The organism is Alteromonas sp. 14N.309.X.WAT.G.H12 (genome assembly GCF_036697315.1).
In the GTDB taxonomy this organism is placed as follows: Bacteria; Pseudomonadota; Gammaproteobacteria; order Enterobacterales; family Alteromonadaceae; genus Alteromonas.
The window spans coordinates 130,805-146,686 of record NZ_JBAHZB010000003.1 but is presented as its reverse complement, the minus strand read 5'-3'; the positions used below and the strand labels follow the sequence as shown (position 1 = coordinate 146,686).

16 protein-coding genes are annotated in these 15,882 nt (G+C 45.8%); 7 read left to right on the top strand and 9 right to left on the bottom strand.

The features are described from left to right. Positions 1-397: 397 nt before the first annotated feature. Both V5298_RS03100 and V5298_RS03095 read left to right on the top strand, forming a co-directional pair. The gene (locus tag V5298_RS03100) at positions 398-832 is read left to right on the top strand and encodes an antitoxin Xre/MbcA/ParS toxin-binding domain-containing protein (protein ID WP_332930003.1); all 435 of its coding nucleotides are present in this window, start codon (positions 398-400) and stop codon (positions 830-832) included. Next, positions 832-1,314: an RES family NAD+ phosphorylase gene (locus tag V5298_RS03095; protein WP_332930002.1), complete on the top strand. Its 483-nt coding sequence runs from the start codon at positions 832-834 to the stop codon at positions 1,312-1,314. The genes V5298_RS03100 and V5298_RS03095 overlap by 1 nt, the downstream gene beginning before the upstream one ends. Before the next feature lie 24 nt (positions 1,315-1,338). Here the strand turns inward: V5298_RS03095 and V5298_RS03090 are convergent, their stop codons facing one another. From V5298_RS03090 to V5298_RS03075, 4 genes are all read right to left on the bottom strand, one after another. Next, positions 1,339-1,704 (bottom strand): hypothetical protein, encoded by a 366-nt coding sequence (locus tag V5298_RS03090; RefSeq protein ID WP_332930001.1) that lies wholly within the window; start codon positions 1,702-1,704, stop codon positions 1,339-1,341. A gap of 267 nt (positions 1,705-1,971) precedes the next feature. Beyond that, on the bottom strand, positions 1,972-2,541 hold the full coding sequence (locus tag V5298_RS03085) for a single-stranded DNA-binding protein (RefSeq protein WP_332930000.1): 570 nt from the start codon (positions 2,539-2,541) through the stop codon (positions 1,972-1,974). A gap of 237 nt (positions 2,542-2,778) precedes the next feature. After that, complete coding sequence (gene glpD / locus V5298_RS03080) at positions 2,779-4,323, bottom strand: glycerol-3-phosphate dehydrogenase (protein ID WP_332929999.1); 1,545 nt, start codon at positions 4,321-4,323, stop codon at positions 2,779-2,781. Positions 4,324-4,508: 185 nt separating this feature from the next. Next, positions 4,509-5,267, bottom strand: coding sequence for a DeoR/GlpR family transcriptional regulator (locus V5298_RS03075; RefSeq protein WP_332929998.1), 759 nt, complete (start codon positions 5,265-5,267; stop codon positions 4,509-4,511). 159 nt (positions 5,268-5,426) lie between these two features. Here V5298_RS03075 and glpK point away from each other — a divergent pair, with 159 nt between their 5' ends. The 3 genes from glpK (at position 5,427) to V5298_RS03060 (ending at position 8,032) form a co-directional block, all read left to right on the top strand. Continuing rightward, on the top strand, positions 5,427-6,932 hold the full coding sequence (gene glpK, locus V5298_RS03070; RefSeq protein ID WP_332929997.1) for a glycerol kinase GlpK: 1,506 nt from the start codon (positions 5,427-5,429) through the stop codon (positions 6,930-6,932). Between the two features lie 158 nt (positions 6,933-7,090). Next, positions 7,091-7,762, top strand: a complete 672-nt coding sequence (locus tag V5298_RS03065; RefSeq protein WP_332929996.1) for an RDD family protein — start codon at positions 7,091-7,093, stop codon at positions 7,760-7,762. A gap of 66 nt (positions 7,763-7,828) precedes the next feature. After that, a complete protein-coding gene (locus V5298_RS03060) occupies positions 7,829-8,032 on the top strand; it encodes a hypothetical protein (RefSeq protein WP_332929995.1) in 204 nt (67 codons plus the stop codon). Here V5298_RS03060 and V5298_RS03055 read toward each other — a convergent pair. The 3 genes from V5298_RS03055 to V5298_RS03045 form a co-directional block, all read right to left on the bottom strand. Beyond that, a complete protein-coding gene (locus tag V5298_RS03055; RefSeq protein ID WP_332929994.1) occupies positions 8,012-8,893 on the bottom strand; it encodes an alpha/beta hydrolase in 882 nt (293 codons plus the stop codon). The genes V5298_RS03060 and V5298_RS03055 overlap by 21 nt on opposite strands. Before the next feature lie 86 nt (positions 8,894-8,979). Then, positions 8,980-9,564, bottom strand: a complete 585-nt coding sequence (locus V5298_RS03050; RefSeq protein WP_332930007.1) for a beta-phosphoglucomutase family hydrolase — start codon at positions 9,562-9,564, stop codon at positions 8,980-8,982. Between the two features lie 76 nt (positions 9,565-9,640). Further along, positions 9,641-11,008, bottom strand: a complete 1,368-nt coding sequence (locus V5298_RS03045) for an MFS transporter (protein ID WP_332929993.1) — start codon at positions 11,006-11,008, stop codon at positions 9,641-9,643. 169 nt (positions 11,009-11,177) lie between these two features. Between V5298_RS03045 and uvrA the strand changes: the two genes are divergently transcribed. Continuing rightward, positions 11,178-14,000, top strand: coding sequence for an excinuclease ABC subunit UvrA (uvrA, locus tag V5298_RS03040; protein WP_332929992.1), 2,823 nt, complete (start codon positions 11,178-11,180; stop codon positions 13,998-14,000). 97 nt (positions 14,001-14,097) lie between these two features. Further along, complete coding sequence (locus V5298_RS03035; RefSeq protein WP_332929991.1) at positions 14,098-14,580, top strand: DUF3299 domain-containing protein; 483 nt, start codon at positions 14,098-14,100, stop codon at positions 14,578-14,580. Between the two features lie 39 nt (positions 14,581-14,619). Here V5298_RS03035 and V5298_RS03030 read toward each other — a convergent pair whose 3' ends face one another. After that, on the bottom strand, positions 14,620-15,333 hold the full coding sequence (locus tag V5298_RS03030) for a 2OG-Fe(II) oxygenase (protein WP_332929990.1): 714 nt from the start codon (positions 15,331-15,333) through the stop codon (positions 14,620-14,622). A 1-nt stretch (position 15,334) separates the two neighbouring features. Then, positions 15,335-15,745 carry a thioesterase family protein gene (locus V5298_RS03025; RefSeq protein ID WP_332929989.1) on the bottom strand — a complete coding sequence of 137 codons (411 nt, stop codon included), beginning with the start codon at positions 15,743-15,745 and terminating at the stop codon, positions 15,335-15,337. Between the last annotated feature and the right edge of the window lie 137 nt (positions 15,746-15,882).

Genomic DNA, 15,882 nt, shown 5'->3' with positions numbered 1-15,882 from the left:
GCATATTAGTGCTGCACCATTAGATCTAAATCAAACGGTTGTAAAGAACGGTTTAAAATGATCGCTTACGGTGGTAAATACGAGAAGACTCGAGCTTATAAACCTAAAGCCCAAAAACGAATTCACTTAAAGCCAAGCCTTGAGTATAACAGAGTTGAGGTTTTATATCCGAATATTAAGAGTCAGAGTCGTTCACTTACCCCTGGGGTGGACTTCATAATACACCTCTTATTTAACTAGATTTTAACGTTAATAGGTGTCTAGTAAAGCCTGGGAAGTCCAACTAAAGCTCAACAGCCTTTACCAAAAAATAGTAAACCTACTAACATTTATCGTACTTTTGACGAATTCTAGAGTAATTGCTATTATCAACTCCTGAACGCTAAAAGAGGCAGTCATGAAGGTTCTGACTCACGAAACGATCCACACTAGTATTAAGCAACTGTTCCCTGATACTGATATCATGTCGCCTACGGGCTATTTATCCGCTGTTCGGGCTGGTGTAAGTGGACAGACACTTAGAAAAATCATCAATATACTTGGAGAGCGCGAATGGATTGCGAAAGCAATTGGAAAAGACGTTTCAAATTTAAGTAAGAGTTACAAATTGAAACGCTTATCGCCAATGGTGTCCGACAACCTAATTGATACACTACGCGTTTTTATTCAGGCTGTTTCTATTTATGAGTCCCTTGATCTTGCAAAAGAATGGATGAGCTCACCAATACCGGCTCTTGGTGGTGAAATTCCCGTGACGCTGCTTGATACTCATGCAGGTCGAGAAATTGTACGCCAAGCTCTTAAGAAACTGGAGTTTGGAGAATTCGTCTAATGAAATTGTACCGCGTGACCAACCAAAAATTTGCTAATATATTCAATGGTAAAGGGGCAAGTTATGAATATGGGGCTAGGTGGAATTCTGCCGGGTATCCAGTGATTTATTTTGCTTTGGATATTGGAACTGCGATGATTGAGAGTGCAAACTATAATCCATCATATCGCCTCATCCCTCCTTCGCACTGCAAAGCCATCTATTCGGTTGATGATAAAGTTACAATCAAACGTCTACCAGCAAAAACACTTCCCGCAGATTGGGATAAAATGCCATATTCTTCGACTACTCAAAAGATTGGGGATGAATTTCTTAGCGCTCAAAATTCACTCTTTTTACTGGTGCCCAGTGTAGGAGCTGGACTGGATGATGAATCCAAAATTGCGATTGCAAATCCAAATCATCCAGAAATAAAAAAGATTAGATTAATCCGTAAAATCAGGCCAGTATATTCTGATAGTATGTTTTCAGGTCTAAATTAGATATAAAACATTCAATGATGCATCTTAGTTGAATTCGGACCGACAAAACCAGTTGTTAGGTTGGGTAGATTTTCCAAGCTGATAGACTTTTTTTTTGCTTAACCAACAGCAATCAGAAATTAATCTAAGTGTCGCCTCGGATGGGTAGTTACCTTTTTTAAACTCGGACTCGCTTTCAATGCCAAGCCTTATCCATAATTCATTCAATAAGCTCAACGATTCGACACAAGCTTTTACTGTATTTATTGAACGTGAACGCTTGTGATGAAAAATCGTTATAAAGAGATTTTCATATTGAAGCGGCATTCCCGTTTCTGCACTTAACAGAATTCCATACTCAACTCCTGTTTGATTTGAAAAAATTTTTGTTTTGAAGTTTGAGTTTACCATTTCACTACCCCATTGAAGTACATTAATAGGGTTAGCTAAATGATGGTCACTGACAAGATATTTATCCTTTTAAATCAATGACTTAATACACTTAAGCATATGCTTCATGTCAATTATTCAGAAATAAAGTTACATTTTTTCTAAGTATGAATTACTTTAAAAAAACCAAAAAAAAACTCACAACTTTAATTGCGAGTTTTTTATAATAAATATTTTAATTTCAGCCAGTTAGTTTTAAAAAAGTATCAAAACTATCTAAAGTAGGGGTCAGAACGGTATATCATCATCAAAATCAAAATCCGGCTCAGCCATGGGCGGCTTATTACCACCTTGGTTATTTGCCTGAGGAGGCGCTTGAGTTGCAGGGTTATTTCCCTGAGGACGTTGTTGATATCCCCCAGCCTGATTATTGTTGCTATAACCGCCTTGCTGTCCACCTTGCTGACCGCCTTGTGGGCGCTGCTGGTAACCTCCAGATTGTCCACCCTGACCACCACCGTCACGGCCGCCTAGCATTTGCATTTGGTCGACAATAATTTCTGTGGTGTAACGATCCTGACCTTGTTGATCCTGCCATTTACGCGTTTGTAATTTGCCTTCACAATAGATCTGCGAACCTTTTTTAAGGTACTCACCCGCAATCTCTGCCAACCGGCGATACATGGTCAGTCGATGCCACTCTGTCCGCTCTTGTACCTGACCTTGCTGATCTTTCCAGCTTTCACTGGTCGCTAGGCTCAGGTTTGCTACGGCGTTTCCATTTGGCATGTAACGCACTTCGGGGTCATTACCCAGATTACCTACCAAAATGACTTTGTTGACGCCTCTCGTTGCCATCGATGTCTCCTGTAATTCTGTCTATATTGCGCAAGGACTCTGCCGACAGCGCGAAATGTATAACGGATAAATGAATATTTTAGCCTGCTAGTATACCTTAAAAAGGCAGCAGACTAAGGTAAATTTCATTTAGAATGAAGACTAGAGTAACTGATCACATTCGCTGTGAAAAGACAGACATAAGATCAGTCTGCCAACAGACTACTGAAAACCGTTATAGAAAATCAATATGACTGATTACATGACGCAGCTTTGCAAGGGCACATCGGCGGGAACACACTCATCAGTTCCCTCTGCAATATAGGCGTCTAAGGTTTGTTTTTGTATCTTAGATAACCGCAAGCCTATTTTGGTTCGACGCCAGATAACGTCGTCCAGTGTCCGTGCCCATTCCCGTTCGATAAGGTAATCCACTTCACTTTGGTACAGTTCAGCGCCAAAATCCTCTCCCATATCCGCAAGTTGTGTTTTGCCTTGTAAAAACTGATGGCACAGGGTGCCGTACTGACGCGTAAAGCGCGCCACCATAGTCTGGGTTAACCATGGATATTCTTTTTTCAGCGTGGCCTCGAAGGTGGGTTTATCGGTAAAGTCACCACCAGGAAGTCGCCCTTCTTTGGTCCAGGCACCACCGGCGTTAGGAAAGGCCTCGGCTAACTTGTCCATGGCATGCTCTGCCAGTTTACGATAGGTGGTAATTTTACCGCCAAAAATATTCATTAATAAGGGCTCCTCTTTCCCCCCGCTCATTTCAAATTTATAGTCGCGGGTGAGCTCTTGGGCAGACGCATTTTTCTCTTCTAATAAGGGGCGCACGCCACTATAGGTGTGCACGATATCAGCGTATGAAATGGAGGTTTTAAAGTAGGCGTTTACCACCTCAATAAGGTAATCGGTTTCTTGTTCGGAAATGGCCGCCTTTGCGGGATCCCCTTTGTAGTCTTCGTCGGTGGTGCCCACTAAAGAAAAATCATTTTCGTAGGGAATAACAAACACAATGCGCCCATCTTCGTTTTGCAATATATAGGCTTCGTCCGAATCATAAAGTTTAGGCACAATCAAATGACTGCCTTTTACCAGACGCATGGCATTAGGATTATCCACACCTTTTAGCCTGTCTAAAAATGAGATCGCCCAGGGACCACCGGCATTCACAATGCTTCTAGCCTGTACTTCGCTAACTTGGCCGTCGGCGGATTTAAGGGTAATGTGCCACAGCTTGCCCCGTTTTTCTGCCCGTATACATTCCGTGCGAACCAGTATCTTGGCCCCTTTATCCTTCGCTGCCAAAGCATTTAAAATGACCAGGCGAGCATCATCAACCCAGCCGTCTGAATATTCAAAACAGGTTTTAATGTCATCCACAAGCGGGCTATCTTGGGTTACCCGCAACTTTTTCGAACCCGGCAGCACATTTCGTTTTGCTAACGAATCATACAAAAACAGACCAATACGGATCATCCAAGCCGGACGCAAATGTTTTTGATGGGGTAAACGAAAACGCAACGGCCACATAATATGGGGGGCTTTAGCGAGCAACACTTCCCGCTCAGCCAATGCTTCTTTTACTAATCTGAACTCATAATGTTCCAAATAGCGAAGGCCGCCATGTATTAACTTACTGCTTGAGGAGGACGTTGCACCGCCAAGATCGCCTTTTTCACATAGTGCCACTTTTAGTCCACGACCGGCAGCATCGAGTGCGATACCTACGCCGTTGATCCCTCCTCCAACAACAAATACGTCCAAAGGCTCTGGTGACTGAATGTTGGCAGATTGCATGTGAAAAACCCCTACTAGTGATCGAATTGTGAGTATTTGAACGCCAAAAAGAAAACAAGTCAACACAAAACGAACATAAACGAACATCAAAAGCGCGCAGTTTTGCTTAACATACTGAAATGCCGTTATAAACGCGTTATAAAAAATTGTTATTTATTTTAGGGGAGTTTGTTACCTAACAGCCGTCATGCCTGAATAAAGGTAATGTTGTTTTCGGCAATGATTTTGCGAATGGGATCAGGGGGGATCTTATCGCAAACCAGACAATTGACTTGTGACAAATGCCCTTGCTCTACCATCGCCCGGCGTTCAAATTTGCTGTAGTCCGCAGCTAAAATGACGCTTTGGGTATGTTCAAGAATTGCTTGGGAAACTTTCACTTCCCGAAAATCGAAATCCAGTAAAGCACCGTCGGCACTGATACCACTAATACCAATAATGCCGTAGTCCATACGGAACTGACTGATAAAATCACAGGTTGCCTCACCAATGATACCGCCGTCTCTAAAGCGCACTTCTCCTGCGGCAATAATCACAGAAAAGTCTTCTTTTGCTGACAATATGGTGGCCACATGGATGTTATTGGTAACGACGTGCAAATTTTTATGGTTGAGTAGTTTTTTGGCAATTAACTCGGTGGTGGTACCGATATTAATGAATAAGGAGGCACCGTCGGGGATCATGCCAGCCACGGCTTCAGCAATACGCTCTTTCACTTCCAGGTTTTGTGTTTTGCGTTCCTGATAAGGGGTGTTCTCCCAGCTTTTGGTTAATCCCGCGCCGCCATGATAACGACTCACCGCATCGATTTCGGCCAGCTGATTGAGATCCCGGCGAATGGTTTGGGGCGTCACGCCACAGTGCCTCACTAATTCATCAATTGACATAAAACCTTTTTGTTTTAACAAATTGAGAATTTTTTCATGACGCTGAGATTGATTCATTAACCACTTTCCTTCTTATCGCTGAGGTAATTATACCTCCTTTAGTCAACCTTTGATATGTTCAGTTGCGCTCTTAAATGTTCGTTTTCGAAAATTAGGTATTGTTAATTTGGTGTAAATAGGGCAGAATTCACCAAAATCTCGAAAAGGAGCGTTGTCTTGGAAAAATTCATCCTTGCTATCGACCAGGGCACCACCAGCTCGCGTAGCATTATTTTTTCATCCACTGGCGAAATTGTTGCCATTGCCCAGAAAGAATTTTCGCAGCAATACCCCCAAGACGGTTGGGTAGAACATGATCCCGAAGAAATTTGGCAAAGCGTGCTGTTTACGCTCAAAGATGTGTTTACTCAATGCCCACTTTCACCAAGCCAAATCGCCACCATCGGTATTACCAACCAACGTGAAACCACGCTGGTATGGGACAAAAATACCGGCAAGCCCGTGTATCCTGCCATTGTATGGCAAGACCGGCGTACCGCGACACAATGCCGCCGTTTTAGCGAAGATAAATCCTTAGAGACCTACATTACCGACACCACAGGTTTGTTGTTAGATCCTTATTTCTCAGCCACGAAAATCGCCTGGATCTTAGATAATGTGGAAGGGGCCCGAGCCCAAGCTGAAAATGGTGATTTACTGTTTGGTACCGTAGATAGCTTTCTTATCTGGCGCTTAACTAACGGTCAGTCTCATAAAACCGACGCCACCAATGCCTCTCGCACTATGCTGTTTGATATCAACCAGCAACAATGGGATGAGAAACTGCTGAAGACATTTAATATTCCCCGAGCCATGCTACCTGAGGTTATGGATTGCGCCGCCGACTTTGGCACCTTGGATGAATCCATATTAGGTGAAGCCATCAGTATTTGTGGCGTTGCTGGCGATCAGCAAGCGGCCCTGGTTGGGCAAGCCTGTTTCAAAAAGGGCATGGCCAAAAGCACCTACGGTACGGGGTGTTTTATGATCCTCAATACCGGCGATAAACCCTTACGCTCAAAAAACCGATTGCTCACCACCGTGGGCTATCGCTTAAACGGACACACCACCTACGCTTTAGAAGGCAGTATATTTATGGCTGGGGCAACGGTGCAATGGTTACGGGATGGATTAAAACTCATTAATGATGCCGCAGAATCCGAAGCCTTAGCTCAACGGGCAAGAAGTGACAATGGGGTTTTCCTCGTACCGGCATTTACCGGTTTAGGCGCTCCCTATTGGGATCCTGACGCCCGCGGCGCCATTCTTGGGTTAACCCGTGACACCGGCATCAGCGAAATCGTTGCCGCTGGGCTACAATCGGTTTGTTTTCAAACCAAAGATTTACAAAAAGCCATGGAAAGTGATGGCGCACGGCCGACCAACATCCGTGTTGATGGCGGCATGTCCCGCAATGACTGGGTCATGGGATTTTTGTCTGATATCTTAGGCGCGGATGTAGAACGGCCCCAAATCACCGAAACCACCGCCTTAGGCGCGGCGTTTTTAGCCGGCTATCAGACCGGAATATTCCCTTCATTAGACGATCTTACCCGTTGTTGGAAAAGCGACAATATTTATTCTCCCCGTTTATCCAAAGCTGAGCGGGATCATGCCTACAGTGGATGGAAAGCCGCCGTTGAGCGCATTCGCTGCGACCAACGGGAAAACAAATCGAACTAAACCTCAAGCAGGTATCCCCAATTGCGAAGATTGTACGGATACCTGCTTTATCCTTCCCCAATGGTCTTGTCTCATTAATTTTCGGATTTATTTCCCCTTCCCCTTGTTCTTTGTGAAAAAAACTAGGCATTATGGACGAAACTAATAAGGAGACACCCATGTCCGAGACAGGAAAATACAGCCAATTAAGCCTAGATGAGTTACATGCCATCGCAGCCACGGTTGATGCAGATGCAGAACCCGAGCGCGCAGCAGAGATCTACGCTGAAATCGAAAAAAGACAACACGCTGAGTTTTCCACTATGGATGAGTCCCCTTCCGCAGATCAGGACATGTGCAACGACGGTGTTGCGCCGTCCCCCGAAGCCAGTGCTCAATCAACCGATGATCGCTTAGCCTCCCGGGGGGAACGATTTGCCGCGGCCATTATCGATACTGTGGTTTCTATTTTAGCCACCATTCCCTTTATTTTTATTGTGGGTGCGGAAGAATTTGCTGAACCCGGTTTGGGGTTAATTGCACTGAGTTTTGCTTATGGCTTAACCAGCTTATTGGTAGTTAATGGCTATTTGTTATTCCACTACGGGCAAACCGTAGGTAAGCGTTTTTTAAATATCCGCATTGAAGATATGTCGGGCCGACAGGCCAGTTTAGGCACCATTATTATGAAGCGATATATCCCCGTCAGTTTAGCCATGTATATTCCCGTCATCGGTGGCATTGTGTCCTTGGTGGATGTGTGTTTTATATTTCGACAGGATCGGCGCTGCGTCCACGATCATATTGCCAATACCCGTGTTTGCCGTCCTCCGGAATCCATTAACGTATAAACAAATCAACGCTTTTTCTTCTCTGCCTCTTTCATCACAGGTAAGCTATCTGTAAGGCAACTTGTGATGGAGGATAAGTTGAGCTTTTTCCCTGCAGATTTTGCACTTTATTTTGTTTTTGGCCTGATTGGTTTTGCGGCCTTAGCCGTGTTAACCGGTCGGGTGCGTTACGATTTTATCGCCATCGTGGTGCTTTGCGCCCTCGTTCTTAGTGGCATCATGACGCCTAACAAGGGACAGCGCAGGGCGTTAGGATCGTGCCCCTTTTAAACGTCTTACGGCTCTGATAAACAGCCGATACTGCCCCTTCACATCGGGATAGGTCATAGATTTATTATGTTTACCGCCAGGTACTACATAGATCCATTTATCAGGGCTAGGTGAAGCTTCGTATAATTCCCGGCTAAATGTAATGGGAGTGGTACGATCTTTATCGCCCACCACTAACAAAAGCGGTCTGTCGAACTGGCGAACAAAATCTTCATTTTCGATAATCGCTAATTCAGGAGAAACTTTCAGAATAGTAAAAAGATGTGTCCAACTAGGCACCATATTGGCAACCACATCATTCACTTTATTGATGGCGCTATCTAAAACCAGGCCGTCGATATCCCGTTTAACCGCCACATAGCTGGCCAAAATTGAGCCCATGGAAATGCCATGCACAACGGTAGGTAAATTATTTTTAAAATGATGCTTGGCAAAATCAAAAATTAACAGTGCATCACGTTTAAGTTGATACATCCTGACCCGGCTAGCTTTTTCGCTGGCTCCCGTTCCCTGATAATCTACCCATAATACATTCACCGGCAGCTGACCAAATTCATGTAACATGGCAGAGTTTTTGGTGATGGACATCTCATTGTCTGCAAACAACACCACGTTAGCAATCGCATGAGGGTAAGTTACCGCCACGCCATTTAACGTGAGATCCAGACTGTTTTTCAACTCCACTTTGGTAATGGTAGCGACCGCTTCATCCCGACTAATGGATTTGCTTAATGCAGTAACATCAATGGGCTGGGTTGATGCATCCTGATACAGGTAACTGGATGAACTGACATCAATAGCACAGCCTGTTAATACACCAACAAATAATAAAAAAATGCAATGTTTGATAAGGTTAACCACAACTAATTACGCTCTGCTCTTTTTGTTTTATATTCCCAGTGCTTCACTCATTCACGTACAAAGATAAAACACCCAAAGAAAGTCGATTAATACTGTACCTTTCCCTTCACCACCAAGATACAGTCCATGCCGGCATTGGCGGCGGCTTGCTGACCTATATCCGTATCTTCGAAAACCACGCATTGCTGTGGCGTTAACCCCATTTGCTGCGCCGCCGACAAAAAGGTGTCGGCAAAAGGTTTGCCATTTTTCACATCTGACGATGTCACCAAGGCATCAAGTTGATGGAGCAGACCATGATGGGTAAGCAGTTTTTCTGCATGGTTGCGGTCGGCCCCGGTTCCCACTGCTATCTTCATCGAACCACGATAATGGTTGAAAATAGCAAAGGTCTCTTCAATTAGAGAAGGCACAAAATCCATGCGTGCACGGGCGGCCATCTTATATTCCGCCACGTCCTTTGGATCGCCTTTATAGCCGTACTTCTCATTTAGAATAATGGCAGTCTGATAAGTAGGTACCCCACCTAGACCGTAAATATAATCACTGTCGAAGGGGTAACCAAAATGGGAACAGGTGGCTTTCCAGGCTTCTAAATGTGCGCCCATGGAATCCACCAATGTGCCGTCCATATCAAATATAATGCCTTTGTATTTGCGCAAATCGATCATTGTGAAAGCTGATCCCTTTAATTTACCCACCACAGTGCCATTAGGGCCTATCGCCATGGGTTAAGCTGCTATCGAATTATAACGTCGCCGACGCTGGGCTTTCGGTGTAGGTTTCCAATAACGCCTGCGCCCCAGCCAGATCAAACTCACGGCTGACTTTCAGGTAGATAGCGTTATCAGCAGTAGACACCACCACCTCTTCCACACCCTCTAATTGGTGCAAGGCCGTTTTTACCGCCGACTGTTTTTCATCATCAATGGCTGCCTGAAGCACCACACGTTTTAATTTGTTGACTTCTTTTAAGCCAAAAAGAATAAGGATCCACACACCGGCACCCAACGCACCAGCCAGATACGCGGTTTTTGCTGTCCATAGATCAGTTACCACACCAGATAACGTGCCACCCATAAAGGCGCCAAAAAACTGGAAGCTGGCATAAAGCCCCATGGCGGTGCCTTTTTGTCCAGCTGGCGCGATGGTAGACACCAAAGCCGGAAAACTGGCTTCTAAATAATTAAAACCGGTGAAAAACATCACCACCGCACACAACACGACCCATTCCCGATGATGCTGCATATTTAACATCAAAAAAGCCATCATCATCAGTCCAGCAGCGGTGATCACTACGGTCTTGGGCGTTCTGCCACGACCGATACCCATTAATATAACTAGCCCGACAATGGAAATAGCTAACACGGGTAAATAGATGGTCCAGTGACTTTCCAGCGTCATATTAAACTGGGTGAGCGTGACAGGCAGCTGAACAAATAATAGCGTGATAAGCATATGCAATACCATCACACTCACGTTCAAACGCCATAATTGGGGGGATGAAAACAGTGAGGCGACCTGAGATAACTTAGGTAAGGTGTCGCCACTGGCCGTGGTGGTCACATCTGGCACCACCCATTTCACTAGCGGCATACAACAAACGGCCAGTGTACCTGTGATCCCAAAGATCCCCGCCATCCCCCATTGCTGAGCAATCAAGGGCCCCATCAAAACGGCCAGATAAAAAGAAAAACCAATAGCAATGCCAATGATAGCCATCACTTTAGCGCGCTGGGATTCCCGACTGATATCGGTAGCTAACGCCATAATTGCACCGGCAATGGCGCCAGCACCTTGCAAGACACGCCCAATCAACATCCAAACCATGGTGTCGGCAGAAGCAGCAACAAAAGACCCCAAAGCAAAAACAGTCAAGCCAAGTAATATCACCGGCTTTCTGCCCCAGCGGTCCGATAACATGCCCATGGGAATTTGCAATGCTGCCTGCGTGAGACCGTATCCGCCCACGGCAAGACCCACTAAAAGAGGGGAATAATCTGGATATTCCATGGCAGCTACCGCTAAAACCGGCATTACCATAAACAGGCCCATCATGCGCAATACATATACCAGCGCCAGCGTGAGGGCAGCGCGAAGTTCTAGTGCGTTCAAAGGTTCTCGTCCTCGTTATACCAAGGCCGCGAAGTGTATCATAAAACCTTTCTACCACTAATATCCTATCGACACCTGTTATGATCTCAAATGCCTTTGCGGCGTAACTAATGATTAACTTTGGTGCCTTCTGTGGCATACTTCTCTTTTTGGTAATCGTTAGGCTTCAATGGATAAAATCGAAATACGCGGTGCCCGCACCCACAATTTGAAAAACATCGATTTAACCCTTCCCCGCGACAAGTTAGTTGTCATCACCGGGCTATCAGGTTCAGGTAAATCGTCATTGGCTTTTGATACCCTTTATGCCGAAGGTCAGCGCCGGTATGTTGAGTCATTGTCGGCATATGCCAGACAGTTTTTATCAATGATGGAAAAACCGGATGTGGATCACATCGAAGGTTTATCACCTGCTATCTCCATTGAGCAAAAATCCACGTCCCATAATCCGCGCTCAACGGTGGGGACCATCACCGAAATATACGATTACTTACGATTAATGTTTGCTCGGGTAGGCACGCCTCGCTGTCCGGAACATGACGTTCCCCTTGATGCCCAAACGGTCAGTCAAATGGTGGACAAGGTCTTGTCCATGCCTGAAGGCACAAAATTAATGCTGCTAGCGCCGGTGGTGGAAGCCCGCAAAGGCGAGCACGTGAAAACCTTACAAAACTTGGCAGCACAAGGCTTCATAAGAGCGCGCATTGACGGCGAAGTCTGTGACTTATCGGATCCCCCTGAATTGGATCTGCGCAAAAAACACTCCATCGAAGTGGTGGTAGACCGGTTTAAAGTGAGAGACGATTTACAATTACGTCTTGCCGAATCCTTCGAGACAGCCCTTGAGCTTGCGGGCGGCAATGCAAAAGTGGCCTACATGGATGATAGCGACGCCGAAGAAATCATATTTTCAGCGAATTTTGCTTGTCCCCATTGTGGCTACAGTATCAGCGAATTAGAACCCCGGTTATTTTCCTTTAACAACCCTGCCGGAGCCTGCCCCACCTGTGACGGGTTGGGCACAAGACAATTTTTTGATCCTGCCTTAGTGGTCACCAACGATGAATTAAGTTTATCTGGCGGTGCCATAAGAGGCTGGGACAAACGCAGTTATTACTATTTTCAGATGTTGCAGGCGGTAGCAGAGGCCTACGATTTTAGCCTCACAACCCCCTTTGCTGAATTAAGTCAGCAAGCCAAAGACACCATTTTATATGGTTCGAAAGGGAAATCGCTGAAGTTTAAATATATTAACGAACGCGGCGATGTCATGGAGCGTAAGCACCCCTTTGAGGGCATCATTCCGAATATGGAGCGCCGCTATCGGGAAACCGAGTCGAATGCCGTACGGGAAGAGCTGGCAAAACACCTAAGCCAGCAACCCTGTAGCAGTTGTGGCGGTTCCAGACTGCGTACCGAAGCCCGATATGTGTTTATCCAAGACACCAACTTACCCACCATCACCGAGATGTCCATTTCAGAAACATTGGCGTTTTTCGAAAACCTGAATTTAACAGGTCAACGGGGCCAAATTGCTGAAAAAATCTTAAAAGAAATCCTCGATAGACTAGGTTTTCTGGTAAATGTTGGTCTTAATTACTTGTCGTTGTCTCGCAGCGCCGATACCTTATCCGGTGGCGAAGCCCAGCGTATACGCTTAGCCAGCCAAATTGGCGCCGGATTAGTAGGCGTCATGTATGTACTTGATGAACCCTCCATCGGCTTGCATCAAAGGGACAACGAGCGCTTACTCAAGACCCTCACACGATTGCGTGATTTAGGGAACACCGTGCTGGTGGTAGAGCACGACGAAGATGCCATTCGTGAAGCCGATTATGTGGTGGATATTGGCCCGGGTGCCGGCGTGCATGGTGGCGAAATTATTGCCGAAGGTACACTGGAAGATATTCTAAACAGTGAAGACTCACTGACTGGGAAATACCTTTCAGGGCGTGAAAAAATTGAGATCCCTGCCAATCGAGCAAAATGTCAGAAAGACAAATGGCTGACATTAACCGGTGCCACGGGCAATAACCTTAAAGACGTAACACTGAATATTCCCGTCGGCTTGATGACCTGTGTTACCGGGGTATCGGGCTCAGGTAAATCCACCTTAGTAAACGATACATTTTATCGCATTGCCCACCGAGAATTGAATAAAGCCACCACCTCAGAGCCTGCGCCTTACCGAGACATGCAAGGTCTGGAACAGTTAGATAAGGTGGTGGATATTGACCAAAGCCCCATTGGACGTACTCCACGGTCTAATCCGGCCACCTATGCAGGCATCTTCACGCCCATTCGTGAATTATTCGCTGGCACACAGGAAGCCCGTTCTCGGGGTTATAAACCTGGTCGATTCAGTTTTAATGTGAAAGGCGGCCGCTGCGAAGCCTGTCAGGGTGACGGTGTTATTAAAGTTGAAATGCACTTTCTGCCAGACGTTTACGTACCTTGCGATGTGTGTAAAGGGAAGCGCTATAACCGCGAAACCCTGGAGATCCAGTACAAAGGCAAGAGTATTCACGAAGTGCTGGATATGACGGTGGAAGATGCCCGTCAGTTTTTTGATGCCATTCCCTCCATTGCCCGCAAATTGCAAACCTTAATGGACGTGGGTTTAGCCTATATCCGTCTAGGGCAAGCCGCCACCACCTTGTCCGGTGGTGAAGCCCAGCGGGTTAAACTGGCGAAAGAACTCAGTAAACGGGATACCGGTCAAACCCTGTATATTCTTGATGAACCCACCACAGGATTACATTTTCACGATATCAAACAGTTACTGGCGGTTCTGCACCGCCTAAGAGATCATGGCAACACTGTGGTAGTGATAGAACACAACCTTGATGTCATAAAAACCGCAGACTGGATTGTGGATCTTGGCCCAGAAGGTGGCGCTGGGGGCGGTGAAATCATTGCCGAAGGCACGCCGGAAGAAGTCGCGGAAGTGGCCGTCTCCCATACCGGCCGATTTCTTAAACCCATGCTGTAAGCTTCGACCAGCACAATAAAGGGATCGCTGAATAGCCTCTTTTTTGTTGCTGGTTGTGAAATAATACGCTGACTAATTACAACAAGAAGATACTGCGATGTTTCTCACCAATAAACTCAACTTGTGCTTATTATTTGCACTTACGTTTTTATCGTTAGCGGCTTTTGCAAAAAACCCCACGGAAGTATTTTGGGAAGATCTCGTCCCCGAGGGCTTTAACGAACTCGCGCCACCGCCGCTTAGCAGCCATGAAAATACGATGGCACAGTTGCAACCCGATGCGCCGGTGGTAGAGGCCTACAACGGTAAATACGTGAAAATCCCCGGCTTTGTGGTGCCATTAGAAGGGACTGATGAACTGACCACGGAATTTTTGCTGGTGCCCTATTTTGGCGCCTGTATTCACGTGCCGCCCCCCGCGTCGAATCAGATTGTCCATGTCACCTTTGAAAACGGTGTCGCCATAGAAGATTTATATGATGCCGTGTGGGTAACAGGCACCTTATCCACCGAAGGCTGGCAAGGTGATATTGCCTCAGTAGGTTATCGCTTAAAAGGGGAAGCCGTCGAGGCGTATTAGATCTGGGGCAATATCGCCTAGACGATTCCCTTATAAACGTTATTGGGTATAAATTTTTTCTGCGCGATTAAACAGCATCCATGACGTTAGTATGTATTTGTCATTACTCACCGGCACATTGCCACGATGGGTGTGGGTAAATCCGGCAGGGGCGATAACCATTCGACCAGCTTTAGGCTGAATGCACTTTTGCTGATAATAAAACTCGGTTTCTCCCCCTTCCTCTACATCATTTAAATAGAACATAAACAACAATACCCGATGCAAGGCCTCATTGTGAGGCGGTTGCGGGTAGATTTCAGAATGCCAATAAGGGTAGCCCCCTTTGGTCGCGGTATAACGCTGGGTATTAATATCACCAATACGAAATAAATAGTTCACCAAGTTCGCCAAATTGGGTTTACCCACCGCATGAAAGTTATCTTCAGTCAGTTTTACCGGTTGCCCGGTAGCCGGATGTTTTACTGTTAACCCAATAGGACCAATAAGAGCAAAAAAGTGCTGTTCTATATAGCGCAATAATTCGTTGCCGGTGGCGGTCATTACGGCCTTAAGAAAGGGCTTAAACACCTCATCGCGGGTAAAAGACACATCCATGCTGCGCTTTTTATCAGGATCAACGCCACCGCCAGTTTTTCCGGCCGAGAGATTTTGGCTTTGTTCAAAGGCGTCGATGATTTGCTGACATAGCTTGGCTGACAACACATCATCAACAACCGTGATAAAATCGGGGGGCGTTGATGGCAATGACAATTTACACCTCTCTAATATACGGCTTCACTTTTTCCCTAATGGTATCGGGGATAGTCTCTGCCTTTTGCTTAGCATAGTTAAAATACACCATAGTGGTATTTCCCGTGGCGCAATGTGTGTCGTTTTGCCAAATTTCCTGATAGACATCGAAGGAACTTCGCCCTAACCGCCCAACCCAGGTTTTAATGGTGACCGAACTGCCGTAATAAATTTGCGCAAGAAAATCCACCTTATAACTGGCCAAAATAAGCGGCCATTCTGACAATGACAGTTCAGGGGAAAAGATACGAAAAAGCGGATCTCTGGCGGCTTCCAACCAGCCTACGTGCACTGTATTCCCCACATGCCCTAACCCGTCTGTTTCATAAAATCTCACATCAAACTCGGTTTCCATAGGCGTGACCTTCTCCATCAAGCCCCCCTTATTTCATTTTTTGAATTTACACAATGGGTTAAAACATAACATAGGTTGCATTGATTTTGAGGATCTCTTTAATACGCCATTGATTGTCAGCATATTTTACAAGGAGTACGATGATGAAAGCGCGC

Bases quoted from the DNA above. Each gene is read 5' to 3' on its own strand.
- V5298_RS03090 (WP_332930001.1), bottom strand. From the start codon at position 1,704: ATGGTAAACTCAAACTTCAAAACAAAAATTTTTTCAAATCAAACAGGA.
- V5298_RS03060 (WP_332929995.1), top strand. From the start codon at position 7,829: ATGGAGGATAAGTTGAGCTTTTTCCCTGCAGATTTTGCACTTTATTTT.
- V5298_RS03095 (WP_332930002.1), top strand. From the start codon at position 832: ATGAAATTGTACCGCGTGACCAACCAAAAATTTGCTAATATATTCAAT.
- V5298_RS03075 (WP_332929998.1), bottom strand. From the start codon at position 5,267: ATGAATCAATCTCAGCGTCATGAAAAAATTCTCAATTTGTTAAAACAA.
- glpD (WP_332929999.1), bottom strand. From the start codon at position 4,323: ATGCAATCTGCCAACATTCAGTCACCAGAGCCTTTGGACGTATTTGTT.
- V5298_RS03050 (WP_332930007.1), bottom strand. From the start codon at position 9,564: ATGATCGATTTGCGCAAATACAAAGGCATTATATTTGATATGGACGGC.
- V5298_RS03085 (WP_332930000.1), bottom strand. From the start codon at position 2,541: ATGGCAACGAGAGGCGTCAACAAAGTCATTTTGGTAGGTAATCTGGGT.
- uvrA (WP_332929992.1), top strand. From the start codon at position 11,178: ATGGATAAAATCGAAATACGCGGTGCCCGCACCCACAATTTGAAAAAC.
- V5298_RS03100 (WP_332930003.1), top strand. From the start codon at position 398: ATGAAGGTTCTGACTCACGAAACGATCCACACTAGTATTAAGCAACTG.
- V5298_RS03025 (WP_332929989.1), bottom strand. From the start codon at position 15,745: ATGGAGAAGGTCACGCCTATGGAAACCGAGTTTGATGTGAGATTTTAT.
- V5298_RS03035 (WP_332929991.1), top strand. From the start codon at position 14,098: ATGTTTCTCACCAATAAACTCAACTTGTGCTTATTATTTGCACTTACG.
- V5298_RS03065 (WP_332929996.1), top strand. From the start codon at position 7,091: ATGTCCGAGACAGGAAAATACAGCCAATTAAGCCTAGATGAGTTACAT.